The organism is Stenotrophomonas sp. LM091 (genome assembly GCF_001806305.1).
In the GTDB taxonomy this organism is placed as follows: domain Bacteria; phylum Pseudomonadota; class Gammaproteobacteria; order Xanthomonadales; family Xanthomonadaceae; genus Stenotrophomonas; species Stenotrophomonas bentonitica_A.
Genome location: NZ_CP017483.1, coordinates 1,705,960 through 1,723,786 on the forward strand (window position 1 = coordinate 1,705,960; position 17,827 = coordinate 1,723,786).

Annotated in this window: 16 protein-coding genes and 2 riboswitches; of the genes, 7 read left to right on the forward strand and 9 right to left on the reverse strand. The window is 68.2% G+C overall.

The annotated features are described in order from the left end of the window. Positions 1 to 180: 180 nt before the first annotated feature. From BIZ42_RS07495 to BIZ42_RS07510, 4 genes are all read left to right on the forward strand, one after another. Positions 181 to 2,679: a DNA topoisomerase I gene (locus BIZ42_RS07495; RefSeq protein ID WP_046272835.1), complete on the forward strand. Its 2,499-nt coding sequence runs from the start codon at positions 181 to 183 to the stop codon at positions 2,677 to 2,679. 102 nt (positions 2,680 to 2,781) lie between these two features. Next, positions 2,782 to 3,342: a Sua5/YciO/YrdC/YwlC family protein gene (locus BIZ42_RS07500; protein WP_019183579.1), complete on the forward strand. Its 561-nt coding sequence runs from the start codon at positions 2,782 to 2,784 to the stop codon at positions 3,340 to 3,342. Between the two features lie 43 nt (positions 3,343 to 3,385). After that, positions 3,386 to 4,189: a DUF4124 domain-containing protein gene (locus BIZ42_RS07505; RefSeq protein WP_070426042.1), complete on the forward strand. Its 804-nt coding sequence runs from the start codon at positions 3,386 to 3,388 to the stop codon at positions 4,187 to 4,189. 25 nt (positions 4,190 to 4,214) lie between these two features. Next, the gene (locus tag BIZ42_RS07510) at positions 4,215 to 4,868 is read left to right on the forward strand and encodes a DUF4124 domain-containing protein (RefSeq protein ID WP_070426043.1); all 654 of its coding nucleotides are present in this window, start codon (positions 4,215 to 4,217) and stop codon (positions 4,866 to 4,868) included. 112 nt (positions 4,869 to 4,980) lie between these two features. Here the strand turns inward: BIZ42_RS07510 and BIZ42_RS07515 are convergent, their stop codons facing one another. Then, on the reverse strand, positions 4,981 to 5,757 hold the full coding sequence (locus BIZ42_RS07515; RefSeq protein WP_046274143.1) for an SDR family oxidoreductase: 777 nt from the start codon (positions 5,755 to 5,757) through the stop codon (positions 4,981 to 4,983). Between the two features lie 154 nt (positions 5,758 to 5,911). Between BIZ42_RS07515 and BIZ42_RS07520 the strand changes: the two genes are divergently transcribed. Beyond that, positions 5,912 to 6,148, forward strand: coding sequence for a hypothetical protein (locus BIZ42_RS07520; RefSeq protein WP_019183575.1), 237 nt, complete (start codon positions 5,912 to 5,914; stop codon positions 6,146 to 6,148). Between the two features lie 73 nt (positions 6,149 to 6,221). Here the strand turns inward: BIZ42_RS07520 and sppA are convergent, their stop codons facing one another. From sppA to BIZ42_RS07540, 4 genes are all read right to left on the reverse strand, one after another. After that, on the reverse strand, positions 6,222 to 8,129 hold the full coding sequence (gene sppA, locus BIZ42_RS07525; RefSeq protein WP_070426044.1) for a signal peptide peptidase SppA: 1,908 nt from the start codon (positions 8,127 to 8,129) through the stop codon (positions 6,222 to 6,224). Between the two features lie 75 nt (positions 8,130 to 8,204). After that, positions 8,205 to 9,569: an MATE family efflux transporter gene (locus BIZ42_RS07530; RefSeq protein ID WP_019183573.1), complete on the reverse strand. Its 1,365-nt coding sequence runs from the start codon at positions 9,567 to 9,569 to the stop codon at positions 8,205 to 8,207. Between the two features lie 120 nt (positions 9,570 to 9,689). After that, the gene (locus BIZ42_RS07535; RefSeq protein ID WP_070426045.1) at positions 9,690 to 10,253 is read right to left on the reverse strand and encodes a DUF3106 domain-containing protein; all 564 of its coding nucleotides are present in this window, start codon (positions 10,251 to 10,253) and stop codon (positions 9,690 to 9,692) included. Continuing rightward, entirely contained in the window at positions 10,246 to 11,250 is a 1,005-nt protein-coding gene (locus BIZ42_RS07540) for a hypothetical protein (RefSeq protein WP_070426046.1), read from the reverse strand. The genes BIZ42_RS07535 and BIZ42_RS07540 overlap by 8 nt, the downstream gene beginning before the upstream one ends. A gap of 437 nt (positions 11,251 to 11,687) precedes the next feature. Here BIZ42_RS07540 and BIZ42_RS07545 point away from each other — a divergent pair, with 437 nt between their 5' ends. Beyond that, the gene (locus BIZ42_RS07545) at positions 11,688 to 13,868 is read left to right on the forward strand and encodes a primosomal protein N' (protein WP_070427475.1); all 2,181 of its coding nucleotides are present in this window, start codon (positions 11,688 to 11,690) and stop codon (positions 13,866 to 13,868) included. A 14-nt stretch (positions 13,869 to 13,882) separates the two neighbouring features. Here the strand turns inward: BIZ42_RS07545 and BIZ42_RS07550 are convergent, their stop codons facing one another. Continuing rightward, complete coding sequence (locus BIZ42_RS07550; RefSeq protein WP_019183569.1) at positions 13,883 to 14,503, reverse strand: glutathione S-transferase; 621 nt, start codon at positions 14,501 to 14,503, stop codon at positions 13,883 to 13,885. A 74-nt stretch (positions 14,504 to 14,577) separates the two neighbouring features. Then, the gene (locus tag BIZ42_RS07555; RefSeq protein ID WP_019183568.1) at positions 14,578 to 15,339 is read right to left on the reverse strand and encodes an NYN domain-containing protein; all 762 of its coding nucleotides are present in this window, start codon (positions 15,337 to 15,339) and stop codon (positions 14,578 to 14,580) included. Positions 15,340 to 15,501: 162 nt separating this feature from the next. Between BIZ42_RS07555 and BIZ42_RS07560 the strand changes: the two genes are divergently transcribed. Further along, positions 15,502 to 16,794, forward strand: coding sequence for an NAD(P)/FAD-dependent oxidoreductase (locus tag BIZ42_RS07560; protein ID WP_070426047.1), 1,293 nt, complete (start codon positions 15,502 to 15,504; stop codon positions 16,792 to 16,794). Positions 16,795 to 16,852: 58 nt separating this feature from the next. Here BIZ42_RS07560 and BIZ42_RS07565 read toward each other — a convergent pair whose 3' ends face one another. Both BIZ42_RS07565 and BIZ42_RS07570 read right to left on the reverse strand, forming a co-directional pair. Next, on the reverse strand, positions 16,853 to 17,197 hold the full coding sequence (locus BIZ42_RS07565) for a ribonuclease E inhibitor RraB (RefSeq protein ID WP_019183566.1): 345 nt from the start codon (positions 17,195 to 17,197) through the stop codon (positions 16,853 to 16,855). Between the two features lie 86 nt (positions 17,198 to 17,283). After that, on the reverse strand, positions 17,284 to 17,553 hold the full coding sequence (locus tag BIZ42_RS07570) for a GIY-YIG nuclease family protein (protein WP_070426048.1): 270 nt from the start codon (positions 17,551 to 17,553) through the stop codon (positions 17,284 to 17,286). Between the two features lie 44 nt (positions 17,554 to 17,597). Next, positions 17,598 to 17,680: riboswitch (glycine riboswitch) on the forward strand. Positions 17,681 to 17,700: 20 nt separating this feature from the next. Continuing rightward, a riboswitch (glycine riboswitch) is annotated at positions 17,701 to 17,792 on the forward strand. Positions 17,793 to 17,827: the final 35 nt, after the last annotated feature.

Below are 17,827 nucleotides of genomic sequence, written 5' to 3' on the forward strand. Positions count from 1 at the left end.
ACACCGGGCCGCTTGACATGAGCCGGCCCGGCGTGATTCCACTAATAGGCAGAAAGCTGAACGCCCGGCCCACCCCCGGGCGTTCGGTTTATGTATATCGCCCGCGCCGCTTCACTAATGCGGCCATTTGCTCCACCCTAGCGGCCCTCCCCGGGGCCCTGCCCATAGAATCCTGACGCCATGCCCAAGCACCTGCTCATCGTCGAATCGCCCGCCAAGGCCAAGACGATCAACAAATACCTCGGCAAGGACTTCACCGTCCTGGCCTCGTATGGGCATGTGCGCGACCTGGTGCCCAAGGAAGGTGCGGTCGACCCCGACAACAACTTCGCGATGCGCTACGACCTCATCGAGAAGAACGAAAAGCACGTCGATGCCATCGTCAAGGCCGCCAAGGGCGCCGACGACATCTTCCTGGCGACCGATCCGGATCGCGAGGGGGAAGCGATCAGCTGGCACATCGCTGAAATCCTGCGCGAGCGCGGCCTGGTCAAGGACAAGCCGATGCAGCGCGTGGTCTTCACCGAGATCACCCCGCGCGCCATCAAGGAAGCGATGGGCCACCCGCGCGAGATCGCCGGCGACCTGGTCGATGCGCAGCAGGCACGCCGCGCGCTGGACTATCTGGTCGGTTTCAACCTGTCCCCGGTGCTGTGGCGCAAGGTGCAGCGCGGCCTGTCCGCCGGCCGTGTGCAGAGCCCGGCACTGCGCATGATCGTCGAGCGCGAAGAAGAGATCGAAGCCTTCATCGCCCGCGAGTACTGGAGCATCGACGCGCTGTGCGCGCATCCCTCCCAGCACTTCAATGCGCGCCTGATCAAGCTGGACGGCCAGAAGTTCGAACAGTTCACCGTGACCGACGGCGACACCGCCGAGGCCGCGCGCATGCGCATCCAGCAGGCCGCCCAGGGCGCCCTGCACGTCACCGACGTGGTCAGCAAGGAGCGCAAGCGCCGCCCGGCCCCGCCGTTCACCACCTCCACCCTGCAGCAGGAAGCCTCGCGCAAGCTCGGCTTCACCACGCGCAAGACCATGCAGGTCGCGCAGAAGCTGTATGAAGGCGTGGCGATCGGTGAGGAAGAAGGCACGGTCGGCCTGATCTCGTACATGCGTACCGACTCGGTGAACCTCTCCCAGGATGCGCTGGCCGAGATCCGCGACGTGATCGCGCGCGACTTCGGCATCGCCTCGCTGCCGGACCAGCCCAACACCTACCAGACCAAATCCAAGAACGCCCAGGAAGCGCACGAAGCCGTGCGTCCGACCTCGGCGCTGCGCACCCCTGCCCAGGTGGCGCGCTTCCTCACCGACGACGAGCGCAAGCTGTACGAGCTGATCTGGAAGCGCGCCGTCGCCTGCCAGATGATCCCGGCCACGCTCAATACCGTCAGCGTGGACCTGTCGGCCGGCAGCGAGCACGTGTTCCGCGCCAGTGGCACCACCGTGGTCGTGCCCGGCTTCCTGGCCGTGTACGAGGAAGGCAAGGACAACAAGAGTGCCGAGGACGACGATGAAGGCCGCAAGCTGCCGGCGATGAAGCCCGGCGACCGCGTGCCGCTCGAGCGCATCCTGGCCGAACAGCACTTCACCCAGCCGCCGCCGCGCTTCACCGAAGCGGCGCTGGTCAAGGCGCTCGAAGAATATGGCATCGGCCGCCCCTCGACCTACGCCTCGATCATCCAGACCCTGCTGTTCCGCAAGTACGTGGAGATGGAAGGCCGCAGCTTCCGCCCGTCCGACGTGGGCCGCGCGGTCTCCAAGTTCCTGTCCAGCCATTTCACCCAGTACGTGGATTACGACTTCACCGCCAAGCTCGAAGATGAGCTCGATGCGGTGTCGCGTGGCGAGGAAGACTGGATCCCGCTGATGGCGCGCTTCTGGGAACCGTTCCACAAGCTGGTCGGCGAGAAGAACGAATCGGTCGACCGCGCCGAGGCCAGTGGCGCGCGCGAGCTCGGCACCGACCCCAAGACCGGCAAGCCGGTCAGCGTGCGCCTGGGCCGCTTCGGGCCCTACGCGGCGATCGGCAGCACCGCCGAAGATGCCGAGGACAAGCCCAAGTTCGCCTCGCTGCGCCCCGGCCAGTCGATGCACACCATCTCCCTGGAAGACGCGCTGGAGCTGTTCCTGATGCCGCGTGCGCTCGGCCAGGACAAGGATGAGGACGTCAGCGTCGGCATCGGTCGCTTCGGTCCGTTTGCCAAGCGCGGCAGCACCTATGCCTCGCTGAAGAAGGAAGACGACCCGTACACGATCGACCTGGCCCGCGCCGTGTTCCTGATCGAAGAGAAGGAAGAGATCGCGCGCAACCGGATCATCAAGGAATTCGAGGGCAGCGAGATCCAGGTGCTGAACGGTCGCTTCGGCCCGTACATCAGCGACGGCAAGATGAACGGCAAGATCCCGAAGGATCGCGAGCCGGCCTCGCTGACCCTGGCCGAGGTGCAGAAGCTGATGGAAGAAACCGGCAAGCCGGTGCGCAAGGGCTTCGGCAAGAAGGCCGCCAAGAAGGTCGTGGCCAAGAAGGCACCGGCCAAGAAAGCCGCTGCCGGTGAAGCGACCAAGAAGACCGCCACCAAGAAGGCGGTGAAGAAGGTCGCCAAGAAAGCCACGGCGAAGAAGGCGACCAAGAAGGTGGCCAAGAAAGCGGTGAAGAAGGCCGTCAAAAAGGCCTCCTGACCCCCTTGGGCAGGTCACGTCACGTGAACCTGCCTGCGGCCGGGTTGACCCCTCCCGCCACGGCGGGAGGATAATGCGGGCCATGCATCCGGCCCGCCTGCCATGAACGAACTCACTGTGGACACTGCCCTGCCCGTGCTGCGCGCTGGCGGGGTGATCGCCTATCCCACCGAAGCGGTCTGGGGCCTGGGCTGCGACCCCGCGCACGAGGCGGCCGTGATGAAGCTGCTGCAGCTCAAGCAGCGGCCGGTCGAAAAAGGCATGATCCTCGTCGCCGCCGATCCGGCCCAGCTGGAAGGGTGGGTGCGGATGGAGGTCCTGCCCCTGGAGCGCCAAAGCGCAGTGCTGGCCAGCTGGCCCGGTGCCAATACCTGGATCCTGCCCGCCGGCGTTCGCGCGCCGCGCTGGATCACCGGCGAACACAGCGGCATCGCCGTACGGATCAGCGCCCACCCGCTGGTCGCCGCGCTCTGCCGTGCCTGGGGCGGGCCACTGGTCTCCACCAGTGCCAACCTTGCCGGCGAGCCGCCGGCACGCACGCGTGCCGAGCTGGACCCGCGCCTGCTGGCCCTGCTCGATGGCCTGATCGATGGCCAGACCGGTGGCCTGGCACAGCCCACGCCGATCCGCGATGCGCTCAGCGGCCAGGTGTTGCGCAGCTGAGCCGCCTTTTGCGCGCAGGCAGGCAAACCCGCACACTGGCTGCATGACCCTGCGCCCTGCCCTGTGGTTGGCCCTGCTCGCACTGGTGGGCCCTGTGCTGCCCGCTGCGGCGCAGAACGACAACGTACGCATCTATCGCTGCGTCGGCAGCAACGGCGCCGTCTCGCTGCAGGATGCCCCGTGCCGCGAGGGCCGACAGCAGGTCCGCGACCTGCAGCGCCCACGCGACCCGGCCCCGCAGGTCGTTCGCAGCGACCGCGCGCCCGAGCCGACGCCTGCACCGCGCGCGCCGGACCGCGAGGTGCGTTACGTGCACGTGCAGCCGCCGCAGCCGATGTACGAATGCACCACCAGCGAGGGCGACAGCTACGTCAGCGACAGCAATGAAGGCAATCCGCGCTGGGTGCCGATCTGGACCGAGGCCTATCTGCCGTATCCGCCTGGCCCGCGGCCGCCCTCGGGCAGCCATCCACCCTCACGGCCGTTGCCACCGATCATGCCGATGGGCAGCGGCCCGGTGCGCAGCAGTGCAGGCTCGCTCTCCGTCAGTGGCGGCGGCTCACGGGTCGGCGGCAGCATCAACATCGGTGGTGGCAGCTCGCAGTGGGAAGGCGGTGGCTATCCGTACCCGGGCGTGGGGAACAGCGTGGTGGTACCGGCCGGCAACGTGCTGGTGCGCGATGAATGTCATGCCCTGCCCGCGCAGGAGGTCTGCTCGCGGTTGAAAGACCGGCGCTGGGACCTGATCCGCCGCTACAACAGTGCGCTGCAGAGCGAGCGCGACGCGCTGACCCGCGAGCAGCGCGGGATCGATGCACGTCTGGACCAGGACTGCGGCGGCCACTGAGCGCGCTGCGCTCTACACTGATGCGATGAAACGACGGTTCCTGCTGCCCCTGCTGTTCGTGTCCTTGCCCGCTGCGGCAGACGAGGCGGTGTTTTTCCGCTGCACCGATGCAGGCGGCAACCTCACCATCCAGAGCGTGGCCTGTCCCGCCGGCAGCGAACAGCGCATCCAGCGGATCAGCGCGCCGGTGCGTGGCGCCGCCGTGGCCGAGGCAGCGCCGTCCGTGCCCACCACCGTGCACACCATGCCACCGCTGCCGCAGGCGGGCGATGAGGACAGCGGCCTGCTCGACAGTGCAGCCCTGCGCCCGCAACCGCCAGCGACCGAGCACGACCCTGCAGGGCCGCCCAAGCCGCCGCTGCCGGACATCTACCAGTGCGTCTCCGCAGAAGGTGTTCGTTACCTGCATGAGCGCGAACCGGCCCCGTCACGGTGCGAATCGCTGGCCCTGACCGGGCTGGGTGGCAGCCAGGCACCAGGCAATGCGGCCAGCTGCGAAGTGGTCCGCGATGCCTGCGAGCCGGTGGCCGAGGCGCAGCGCTGCAGCAGCTGGCAGCAGCGCTTCCGCGACGCGCGCGGCCGCGAGCGCTTTGCTGCGCCGGAGAATCAGGCCGCTGCAACCGCCGAGCGCGCGCGCCTGGAAGCGGTGCTGGCTGACAGCGATTGCCCTGTCCCGTGACCCGGTTTACCCGCGTCGTGACGGGATTGACCGTGCGCCATGACCGCGTGCTGCTGCGCACCCTGTGAGCTTCCACGCACCCTGTGATCGGTAGTGCCGGCCGCTGGCCGGCTCAGAACCCGTAACGCAGGAACCCGCCATCCACCGCGATGCACTCACCAGTGACGTAGCTGGAGGCCGGCAGGCACAGGAAGCCGACGGCGGCAGCGACTTCTTCCGGCTCGCCGATGCGCCGCATCGGGGTACGGTCGATCACCTGCTCGTAGTAATCCGGATCCGACAACGGCCCTGAGGTCCGCCGGGTGCGGATGTACCACGGCGCCACCGCGTTGACGCGGATGCCATCCTCGGCCCACTCCACGGCCAGGTTGCGGGTCATCTGGTGCATGGCGGCCTTGGTCATGCCATACACCGCGCCGCTGCGTACGTGGGTCAGGCCGGAGACGCTGCCGACGTTGACGATGGCCGAAGCCGCATGCCGCGCCAGCAGCGGGTGCGCGTAGCGCGACAGCTCGAAGGCCGAGAACAGGTTGGTCTCGAAGATCCCGCGCCATTCGTCCTCGGTGTATTCGGTGGCCGGCTTGCTGATGTTGCCGCCGGCGTTGTTGACCAGGATGTGCAGCCCATCGCTGTGGTCTTCCACCCAGTCCAGGATCTCGCGGCGGTCTTCATCATCGGAGACGTCGGCGGCTAGGCCGTGGATCTCACGGTCCGGGTAGGCATCGGCGAGCTCGTCGCGCGCCATCTCCAGCGCATCGGCATCACGGCCCACGATCAGCAGGTCCGCACCGAAGCCCAGCAGTTCGCGCGCGATCGCCAAGCCGATGCCGGCGCTGGCGCCGGTGATCAATGCGGTCTGTCCATCCAGTCGCCAACGTTGCGCGCTCACGTGCTTCTCCTGCGGTAATCCATGGAATGCGGCACCGGTCGTGCTGCCCGGATAGGATAACGCGCGATGGCCGGCACGCCGGGCGCCATCACGCGCGGGGCGCGAGGCGGTGGGACACTGGTCCTCTGCCACCGGCTCACCGAGGGAGGTTGCCATGACGATCCGTACTGCCCTGCCGCTGCTCGCGATGCTCGCGCTGAGCGCCTGCAACCGCCCGGTGCCCCCGGCACCGGACACACCGCCGGAACCACAGGCGACCGCACTGCGCGATGCGATCCACGATCCGATCGACCGCGCCAAGGGCGTGGGCGATACGTTGCAGAAGACCGCCGACGCTCAAGCCGCCGAGGTGGACCGCGCTACCGGCGATGCGCCACCGCCCAGCCCCTGACCCCATCGGCCGGATGGCAGAACGCCCGGCACGGGCCGGGCGTTCGGGTGTCACACAGCACCGCTGAGGCTGCTTACAGCCCGCAGAAGCAGTACACCAGCGTCTTGACCGGCGCGGCGTTGTTGCGCGGATCACGCGCGGCCTCTTCGACAAAGCGCAGCTGGGTGTCCAGCTCCGGCATCGAACGGGCCAGCATCAGCCGGGCCATGCCCGATTCGCCCAGCATCCAGGCACCGGCATGGCTGCTGGCGAAGCCGCTGAGGAACTGCGCGAACGGCGTGGCCGCCTTCTCGATGTAACGCACGCGGAACTTGCCGGCCTCGCCGAGCTTGGCACGGCTGGCGGCATCGGCCACCGCGGCCTTCAAGCCACCGAAGTCATCCACCAGGCCGCGTTCCTTGGCCTGCGCACCGCTCCACACCCGGCCGCGGGCGACTTCATCGACCGCTTCCACCGGCTTGTTGCGCGCGGCGGCGACCTTGCCGGTGAAATCGGCGTAGCCCTTGTTGATCACCGACTGGATCACCTGGCCCACGGCCGGATCCATCGGGCGGGTGATGTCGAACGCACCGGCAAAACGGGTGGTGCCCACGCCGTCGGTATGCACGCCGATCTTGTCCAGCGAGCGCGCCACGTTCGGGATCATGCCGAAGATGCCGATGGAACCGGTGATCGTGGAGGGATCGGCGTAGATGCGATCAGCGTTCATGCTGATCCAGTAACCGCCCGAGGCAGCCAGGTCGCCCATCGAGACCACCACCGGCTTGCCGGCTTCCTTCAGCGCGACCACTTCGCGGCGGATCTGTTCGGAGGCGAACACTTCACCACCCGGCGAGCTCACGCGCAGCACCACGGCCTTCACGTCCTTGTCGTCGCGCGCTTCGCGCAGCAGCGCCGAGGTCGACTCGCCACCGATGCGGCCGGCCGGCAGATCGCCACCGGAGATTTCACCGGACGCCACGATCACCGCCACCTGCGGACGCGAATCCACCGGCGAGCGACGGCCGTCCAGCACGCTCAGGTAGGCGTCGAGATTGACGTTGCGGTAGCCACCGTCGGCGTCATCGTCGGCGATGCCGCGCTCGGTCAGCAGGGTGTCCACTTCCTCGCGCGTCTTCAGGCCGTCCACCAGCTTCTGCTGCAGGGCGAACTTGGCCAGGTCGCCACCGGCGGCGGCGATCCCTTCGGGCATGGTGTCGATGCCGGCGGCCAGCTGTGCCGGATCGAGCTTGCGTGCCTTGGCGATGTCGGACAGGTAGCGCTGCCACACATCGTTCATCCAGAACAGATCGGCTTCCTTGGCCTGCGGCGAGGCGGCATCGAGCACATACGGCTCGGCGGCCGACTTGTACTCGCCCACCTTGAACAGGTGCACGTCCACGCCCAGCTTGTCCTGCAGGCCGGTGCGGAAGTACTGGCGGTAGCGGCCCAGGCCCTCGAGCACCACGCCGCCCATCGGGTCCAGGTAGACCTCATCGGCCTGCGAAGCGAGCAGGTACTGCGACTGGCTCATGTTCTCGCTGAAGGCCACCACCTGCTTGCCGGCGGCGCGCAGCTCCTGCAGCGCGACGGTCACTTCGCGCATGGAAGCGAAGCCGCTCGGCTGCAGCTTGTCCAGCTCCAGCACCACGCGCTCGATCTTCTTGTCGGTCTTTGCCGCCTCCAGCGCGCGGATCAGATCGCGCAGCTGGATCTCATCGGCGCCCTTGTCACCCACTGCCTTGCCCAGCGCGCGGCTGACCGGATCGGCGCTGAACTGCTCGACCAGCCGGCCTTCCGGTGCGATCACCAGGGTCGTGCGGTCCTGCAGCGAGGCCTTGGAGGTCGCGCTCTTGCCCATCGCGACGATGAACAGGATCAGGATCAGGAACAGCAGGCCGAAGAACACCAGGTTGAGGATCAGCCGGCGGGTAAAGTTCATCACATCCCACAGCCCGATGAAGAAGCTGGCGACGGGATTGCGACGCGCGGGTTGGTTCATGGGGGTAACTCCAGAGTGGCTTCTTGCCGTGGTGCCAGAATAGCCGGTGCCGGGCGCGCCGGCATCGGACACAAGTCAGGGTGTCGAAGGGAGACCGGCGCGGGCGCTGCTCACGCGCAGGCGCCAGCCCATCAGGATCGCGGCGGCGGTCAGGCCCAGGATGAGGCCCAGCCACATGCCCTGCGGGCCCATGCCCAGGCCGAGCCCCAGCCCGGCGCCAAGCGGCATGCCCAGGCCCCAGTACGAGAACATGGCGATGAACATCGGCACGCGGGTGTCCTTCAGCCCGCGCAATGCGCCAGCCGAGAGCACCTGGATGCCATCCGGGAACTGGAACGCCGCCGCGTACAGCAACAGCGTCGAGGCCAGTGCGGCTACGCCCATGTCGGCCGTGTAGACGCCGACGATGGCGTCATGGCCAAACAGCAGCACCAGCGCCGAGAGCGTCTGCGTGCCGAGGATGATCACCAGCCCGGCGATCGCCGCGCGGCGCACGCCCAGCCCGTTGCCGCTGCCGACCGCATGGCCGACCCGTACCGTGGTGGCCTCGGCCACGCCCATCGGGATCATGAAGCACAGCTGCGCGACGTTGATGGCGATCTGGTGCGAGGCGGCTTCGGTGGCGCCGAGGCGACCGATCAGCAGCGCGGTGACGATGAACAACCCACCTTCCATCAGCACGGTGATGCCGATCGGCAGGCCGGTCCGCAGCAGGTCCCAGATCGCCGACCAGCGCGGCGCTTCGAGATGCGAAAACAGCTGCAGGTGGGCGAAACGCTTGGTCTTCCACAGATAACCGGCAAAGCACAGCGCCTGCAGCCACATCATGATCGCCGAGGCCATGCCCAGGCCTTCGGCGCCCAGCTCGGGGAAGCCGAGCTTGCCGTAACACAGCACATAGCCCAGCGGCGCGAGCACCAGCAGGCCGCCGAAGCCGAGCAGCATCGTCGGCAGCGTCCAGTGCATGCCTTCGCTGAGGTAGCGCATGCAGAAGTACAGGGTCAGCGCCGGCCCGCCCCAGCGCACCGCGTGCAGGAACGCGGTCGCGCCCGGCACGATGTCCGGCGCGATGCCGAACGCGGGGAGCAGCGGCGGCACCACCGTGAGGAAGGTGAACATGATCAGGCCCAGGCCGAGCGCCAGCCACAGGGCCTGGCGGAACAGCGGGCCGATCTCGCGCTCGCGGCCGGCGCCATGCAGCTGCGACACCGAGGCGGTCAGCGAAATCAGCGTGCCGATCGGGATCAGCATCGGCAGCCACAGCAGCGCCGTACCGATGGTGACGGCGGCGAGCGTGTGGGTGCCGTGGTGACCGGCGATCACGTTGTCGACGAAGGAAATCAGGCCGGTGGAGACGTGGCCCAGAACCAGCGGCAGCGCGAGCAGACCGGTGGCGCGCACTTCCCGGGAGAGGCGCGGCGTGGAGGAAGCGGTAGACATGGGAGTCACAGACGGCAACTACGGTCGCGCGCGGAGGGCACAGGCACCGGGTTGCGGCCCGCCATCTTACGCGCGCGGCGGGGGAAAAGCCGCGCTTTCAGGTAAACGGAAACGAACCCGTCAGTGCCCCACGTGCTCGCGCAGCCAGGTGTCGCGTGCGGTGGGGGCAACCCCCAGGAACTCGGCGCGCACGCGGTCGCGGTCCTGCGGCGGGGTGCGCTGGGCCACCAGCGTGAGCTGGGTCAGCTGGGAAGGCGTGAGCTGGCGCAGCACGGCCAACGCGGTGGGACGCTGCTCGGCCGGCAGATAGCCGAACAGGCCCTGCAGTTTGGTGAACTCGTGGCCGAGCTGCGGGCCAAGCAGCCAGCCGTCGCGGAAGCGCTGGTCCTGCTCGGCGAAGCGCTGGCGAAGCGCCTGCTGCTGGGCCGGAGGCAGGGCCGCCACGCGCGCCGCGGCGGCACGCACGCGGGCACGCTCGCCCTCGCTCATGGCCTGCCAGGCGGCATAGCGGCTGCGCAGTTCACGCAGCTGGGCCGGGTCCAGCGCCGCAGGCGTGGCCGGGATCGCCGGGGCGGTGGCACTGGCAGGCGCGGGCACCGCCAGCGGCACTTCGACCCGGTTGGGGGCGGCGATGGCCGCACTGGAGAGCCCGAGGGCGATCAGCAGGAAGGCAGGCTTACTCATCGGCGGCAGCCGTCTCCAGGCCGGCGGTGGCGGGTTCGGGGCGGCTCGGCTGGGCCTGCGATTCGTCGACCGGGACCGGGCCACCGGCGGCGAACCAGGCGTACAGATCGGCATCACGGGCGGTCGGCAGGTCCGGGTCGGCCAGCATCGCCGCATCACTGGCGGCGTACGGCGAGGCAGCCGGGGCCACGCTCGGCAGATCGTCAGCCGGGAGCGCTTCGACCTTCACCGGGCCCGCATCGGCGACCGCGCCTTCGGGGGTATCCATCACGGGGTCGCCGGCCTGGCGGGCGTGTTTCCACCAGGCGGCACCGCCCAGCAGCACGCCGACGGTCACGGCCACGATCAGCACGCCCTTCCATGGGAAACGGCGGCCGCGCTGGCGCCTGACCGGGCGGCGCTGGGCGGGGGCATCGGACTTGGCCGGGGTGCGCCAGGACGCTGCGTCCGATGGCTGGCTGGCCGGGGCGGCCACGGGTTGCTGCAGCCGCTGCAGACGGCTGGCGGGCAGATCCCGGATGCGCAGCTGGACCTGCTCGGCCAGGGCGCGCCAGCCAGCGGCATCGGGATTGCCATGGGCATCGCGCGGGCAGGCATCGGCCAGGGCGTGCTGGTAGTCGGCCATCGGCAGATCCAGGACCTGTGCGGCAGCGGCTTCATCCAGCCCGCCGCCGATCCGCAGCACGAACGCCAGCCGTGCCGGCGGGGCCAGCCCGGCCAGATGCGCCAGCGGCGCCGGCCACTGGCCTGCGGCCGGGTCCCGCAACGGTGCGCGGTGCACCAGCAGCGACCAGAACCGCTCCGGCCACTGGGCCATGGGCAGGTCGCTGGCGATCCCGGCAAAGGCGCGCATGACCGCGACCAGGGCCTGCTCGGCCACGGTCGGGTCGCCGCACTGCAGCTCGGCCACGACCAGGGCCCGGCGTTCAACGCCACGAAGAAATGCCGACAGCGCGCCGGCTGCGGTAGAGGAAACAGGGGCGGGCGCAGCCGTCATAGCAACTCCATCATTGTGGGGAAATGATAGCGATTGCGTCACTGCTGCGGCGCGCGGATGTTCATTTCCTGTGAGCGGCCACGGTCTGCAAAGCGTTCCGGTGGAAAAGGTTGTGCACAGCACCACGAAAAACCGGGGTAGAACCGCAGGTGAGGCCCACGTCAAGTCTGTTTCAACTTTGTTTCACAGCTATCTTGTTGTTTTTATTGATCATTGTTTCTTGGCTATTTTTTGACCAACCTGAGGAGAACATCGGAAGTTCCTGACGCAAGGCGGTCACATACGCAATGGCACACAGACTTATCCACAGAAGATGTGGATAAGCCTGAATCTCCAATCAACTCGGATATTTAGGTGGGATTTATGATTCGGCGCGCACCTGGTTGAGACGGTGAATGGGCGTGATCCGCGTCCACCTGCCCCGCTACACTGGCCCGATGACCTCCTCGTCTTCGACCCTGCGCGTCGCCCTGCCGGTGCCGCTGCCGCAACTGTTCGACTACGCCCCGCCGCCTGGGCCGGTCCCGGACCCCGGAATGACCGGGCAACGGGTACGGGTGCCGTTCGGCTCCCGCGAGCTGGTGGGGGTGGTGGCCGGGATCGGTCAGGTGGAGGATCCCGGCAGCCTGCGCGCGGCGATCGAGTGGATCGACACCACGCCGCTGCTGACCGGCGAGCTGTGGCGCTCGCTGCAGTGGCTGGCGCGCTACACCCATGCGCCGCTGGGCGAGGTGATCAGTACGGGCCTGCCCGGCCCGCTGCGGCGCGGTGAAGCAGTGCCGGACACCCATCAGTGGGGCTGGCAGCTCACCAACGCCGGGCACGACCCGCAGCCGAAGTTGCGCAACGGCACCCGCCCGCAGCGACTGGCCGAGTGCCTGGCCGAGGGGGTGGTGAACGAAGACCGCCTGGATACGTTGATGGACGACTGGCGCAGCGCCGCCCGCTCGCTGGCCAAGCGCGGGCTGGTTGAACGGATCGCGCTGGCCCATTCGCCGGCCGTGGCCTCGCCCGCAGGCGGCCCCGCGCCCAACGCCGAACAGGCCGACGCGATCGCCGCGATCACCGCCGCCGACGGCTTTGCCGCCTACCTGCTCGATGGCGTGACCGGCAGTGGCAAGACCGAGGTCTACCTGCAGGCGATCGTGGCGTGCCTTGCGCGTGGCAAGCAGGCGCTGGTGCTGGTGCCGGAGATCGGGCTGACCCCACAGACGCTGTCGCGCTTCCGCAATCGCCTGGGCATTCCGGTGCATGTGCTGCACTCGGGCCTGAACGACAACGAGCGTGCCCGCGTGTGGGCGGCTGCCGCGCGAGGTGAAGCGCAGGTCATCGTCGGCACGCGCTCGGCGGTGTTCACCCCGCTGCCGAATGCGGGCCTGATCGTGATCGACGAAGAGCACGACGGCAGCTACAAGCAACAGGACGGCATCCGCTACCACGCGCGGGATTTCGCGCTGGTGCGCGCCAAGGCACTGGACGTGGCGGTGGTGCTCGGCAGTGCCACGCCCTCGCTGGAATCGCTGCACAACGCGCAGGCCGGCCGCTACACCCACCTGCGCCTGAAGCAGCGCGCGGGCGCGGCGCGGCCCCCCGTGGTGCGCGTGCTCGACGTGCGCAAACGGCCGCTGCGCGATGGGCTATCGCCGGAGGTACTGGCCGGCATCACCCAGCATCTGCAGGCCCGGCACCAGGTGCTGGTGTTCAAGAACCGCCGCGGCTATGCACCCGTGCTGCTCTGCCATGACTGCGGTTGGACCGCCCCGTGCCAGCGCTGCGATGCGCCGATGACCGTGCACGCCGGCGGCCGCCGCCTGCAGTGCCATCACTGTGGCGCACGCCAGTCCGCGCCGCTGGCCTGCCCGGACTGCGGCAGCCTGGCGCTGCAGCCGCAGGGCATCGGGACGGAGCGGCTGGAAGAACATCTGGTCGAGGCCTTCCCGGATTTTCCGGTGATCCGCATCGACCGCGGCACCACCGGCAAGCGCGACGCGCTGGAGACCCAGTTGGCCTCGCTCGGCGATCGCGCGGGGATCCTGGTCGGCACGCAGATCCTGGCCAAGGGGCACGACCTGCCGAAGCTGACCCTGGTGGTCGTGGTCGGCATCGATGAAGGCCTGTTCTCGGCCGACTTCCGCGCCAGTGAAAAACTCGCGCAGCAGCTGATCCAGGTCGCCGGCCGCGCCGGGCGCGCGGTGGATGCGGGGGAGGTCTGGCTGCAGACCCACCACCCGGGGCATCCGTTGCTGGAGACACTGGTCAACGGCGGGTATCACGCCTTTGCCCATGCGGAACTGCAGCAGCGCGAGGCGGCCGGTTTTCCGCCCTTCGCGCATCTGGCACTGCTGCGTGCCGAAGCGCAGCAGGTGGAGCATGCCAACGCGATGCTCAGTGCCGTGCGCGCGTTGATTCCCGACGATGCGGCGGTGGAACGCTATGGCCCGATGCCCGCGCCGATGCCGCGCCGCGCGGGCTACCAGCGCACCCAGTTGCTGCTGTCCTCACCGGCGCGGCGCCCGTTGCATGGTGTGCTGGACCAGGTGACGCCGCAGATTGCCGGCTTGCCGCAGGCACGCCGGGTACGCTGGTCGCTGGATGTGGATCCGATGGATCTGTATTAGCGCGGCACGGTCGCTCAGGTGAGCGCGGTCATGACCCCACGCTGATATGCCGGCCGCTGTTTCAGCCGTTCGTACCAGGCCGCCAGGTGCGGCAGGTCCGGGCGCTGGATCGGCATCTCGAACCACGCATAGATGAAGGCGCCCAGCGGAATATCGCCCATCGCGAACTGCTCACCGGACAGATACGGCTGCCGCGACAGGGCTTCATCGGCCATCGCCAGCAACTCGCCGGAGCGCACCAGCGCGGCAGCGATGCGCGCCTCGTCCCGATCCGCCGGCGCGGTCCGCAGCGTGCCCCAGAACAGATCGCGGAACACGCCGGCGAAGGTCGAGGTGGTCCAGTCCATCCACTTCTCCGACTGCGCGCGCGCCACCACGTCTTCCGGGTACAGCGTGCCCAGCGCGTAGCGCGCGGAGAGGTAGCGCACGATCGTGTTGGATTCCCACAACGGCAGGCCCTGGTCCTCGATCACCGGCACCAGCCCGTTCGGGTTCATCGCACGGTATTCCGGCGACTGCGTGCCACCGAAGGCACCGCCGACCTCGATCGACTCGTACGGCGCGCCGATCTCCTCGGCACACCACAGCACTTTGCGCACGTTGCTGGAATTGCGACGGCCCCAGATTTTCAGCATGATCGGATTCTCATATCGGGCGATGCGCGGCACGGGTCGCGCGGTGCGGATACGATACGCCGATCGGCGGGGGCTTACTTCGCCGCTTTGGCCGCGCTCTTCTTGGGCAGCGCGCGCACATAGGTCGATTTGCCGTCCTTCTTCATCTCGAACAAGCCGGTCGCGGCCAGCAGATCGCTGAGTTTGCTGTACCCGTAATTGCGCGAATCGAACGAGGCCTGGTTGCCGATCTGGCTACCGACCGGCCCCAGGTGCGACCAGCCATCCTCCGCTTCGGCCGACGTAACTGCACGGCGCAGCATCTGCACCAGCCGGGTGTCGTTGCGCAGTTCGGGCCCGCTCTTGCGCGGGCGCGTTTCTTCGTTGTCCTGTTCCACTTCCTGATCGGCCGCGTGCGGCTGGCCCAGCGCTTCGATGTAGGTGAACTTCGAGCACGCGTTGACGAACGGCTCGGGCGTTTTCTTCTCACCGAAGCCGTACACCTTGACCCCGTCGGTCAGCAGGCGCATCACCAGCGGCGTGAAGTCGGCATCGCTGGAGACGATTGCAAAACCGTCCAGATTGCGCGCGTACAGCATGTCCATCGCATCGATCACCATCGCCATGTCCGAGGCATTTTTGCCACGGCTGTAGGCGAACTGCTGGATCGGGCGGATCGCGTATTCGTGCAGCACCGATTCCCACCCTTTCAAGCGCGGGCTCTTCCAGTTGCCGTAGGCACGGCGGACATTGGCCACGCCGTAGCGGGCGACTTCGGCCAGCACCGCATCGATCTTGGAGGCGGGTGCGTTGTCGGCATCGATCAGCAGGGCGATGCGCTTTTCCGGTTCGGACATCTCGGTCTCCAGGGCGGGATCGGATCGGCCATCGGGCAAGCGCGATGGCCCCTGAACCCAGTATCGGCCATCGACGTGAACATCGCGCTTCACGTGCGACCATGGGCCGCATCACGAGACGACCTGCGCCGCCCCCCTCCGGCGCCCGCCAAGGAGTGAAGCATGACCCGCGATCCCACGCCCCACCTGCTCATCATCGGTGGTGGTTTTGCCGGCCTCTGGGCCACCCGTGCCCTTGCCTCGGCGCACGTGCGCATCACCCTGGTGGACCGTCGCAACCACCATCTGTTCCAGCCGCTGCTTTACCAGGTGGCCACCGCCGGCCTCTCGGCACCCGATATCGCCGCCCCGCTGCGCCACATCCTGGGCCATCAGCGCAACGTTGAAGTGCGCCTGGGTGAAGTCACTGACATCGACAAGGCCGCACGCACTGCGACGCTGGCCGATGGCACGCAGATCGCCTACGACACGCTGATGCTGTGCACCGGCGCCACCCACGCCTACTTCGGTCACGACGAATGGGCCGCCGATGCGCCGGGCCTGAAAACGCTGGACGATGCCATCGCCCTGCGCCGCAAGCTGCTGCTCGCCTTCGAGCGCGCAGAGGCCGAGCCCGATCCCGCGCGCAAGGCCGCCTGGCTCAGTTTCGCCGTCGTCGGTGGCGGCCCCACCGGGGTGGAACTGGCCGGCACCCTGGCCGAGATCGCAAGGCATACCCTGCGCAATGAGTTCCGCCATATCGATCCCGCCTCGGCCAAGGTGCGCCTGGTCGAGGCCGGCCCGCGCGTGCTGTCCACCTTCCCCGAGGTGCTCTCGCTCAAGGCGCGCCGCCAGCTGGAGAAACTGGGCGTGGAAGTGCTCACCGGTACGCCGGTGAGCGACATCAACGCCGAGGGCTTCCAGCTGGGCGAGCGCTTCGTCGAAGCGCGCACCGTGGTCTGGGCCGCCGGTGTCGCCGCCTCACCGCTGGCGCGCACGCTGGAGGTTCCGCTGGATCGCGCCGGCCGCGTGCCGGTGCAGCCCGATCTCACCTTGGACGGTCACCCGGAGATCTTCGTGGCCGGGGATCTGGCCGCATTGACCCAGGCCGATGGCAAGCCGGTACCCGGCGTTGCCCCGGCAGCCAAGCAGATGGGCAAGCACGTGGCGACCACGATCCAGGCGCGCCTGTCCGGCAAGCCCGTGCCGGGCCCGTTCAAATACCAGGACTTCGGCAATCTGGCGACCATCGGTCGCATGGCCGCGATCGTCCACCTCGGCCGCCTGCAGCTTTCCGGCGTGCTGGCCTGGTGGTTCTGGCTGGCCGCGCACGTGTTCTTCCTGATCGGCTTCCGCAACCGCGTGGTGGTGCTGCTGAACTGGGCAGTGGCGTACTGGAGCTACCAGCGCAGCGCGCGGATCATCTTCGGCGATGCGCAGGATGATCGCCGGCCGAAGCGGCCGCCGACGCCCTGAGTGGTCGAGCGGCCACGGTGGCAGCCAGCCATGCCGGGCTGCCACACGGATGGGCCACTCAGCCCTGCGACAGACAGCCCCAGCCATCAACCTGGCCGCTGTAGGAGACCGCCTCGCTGGCGAGCAGCCCTTCGAAACCCGAGATGTTCTGGTGGGTCGGCAGCATCAGCGGATGCACCACCACCTGCCACGGGTATTCCTCGTTGCCCTCGTACGCGGCCAAGGACACCTTCTGCTCGTTCTTGAGCAGGTGCACGGCGAAGGCGATGGCCACGTCCTGGGTCGGGAAGATCAGCGCGAAATCCACCTCGCGCGGAATCGACAGGTCGTCGCCATCCTGCAACATGTTCCAGAGCACATCGCCATTCTCATCTTCCGGGTACAACGACAGATCGCGGGACATGGCACTCCAGGGCTTGGGCAAGCGGATAAACGAACGGAGATCGATGGTATGCCGCCGGCGAAGGCCCGAACAACCAGTACGCAGGGCTACATGGGATCGGGCAGCGCCAACCACGCCAGCTTGCGCTCGCGCGGTTGCCGCTTGAGCTGCCATTCGGCCTTCGACGCCGCGGCCCGGTCCGGGTAGGCGCGCATCGCCAGCACCCTCACCGGTGGGTGGGCCCGGGTGTATTTGGCCCCTTTGCCGGCGAGGTGGGCCTGGAAGCGCGCCTCCACGTCGTTGCTGATGCCGGCGTAATAGCTGCCGTTGCGGCATTCAAGCAGGTACAGGTACCAGAGGGCGGGTTCAGCGGGCATACCGGGATTATCCCCCGGCGCGGGCCCGGCGGCTGCTAGAATCCGCCCCGGATGCAGGAGAGAGGCGCCGCGCTGGCGCCCGCCGAAGGCGCAGGCTCCCATAATCGCTCAGGCCGGTGGCTCGATACGCCACCAACCATGCATCCGACACGCCGATCTGGAGAGAGGTCTTCAATGACCCGCCGAAGGGGCACGTGGCCTTGGCCACCGAACTCTCAGGCAAAAGGACAGCGGGAGCGGCAACGGAATCCCACCCTCATGACAGTGCAGCGGC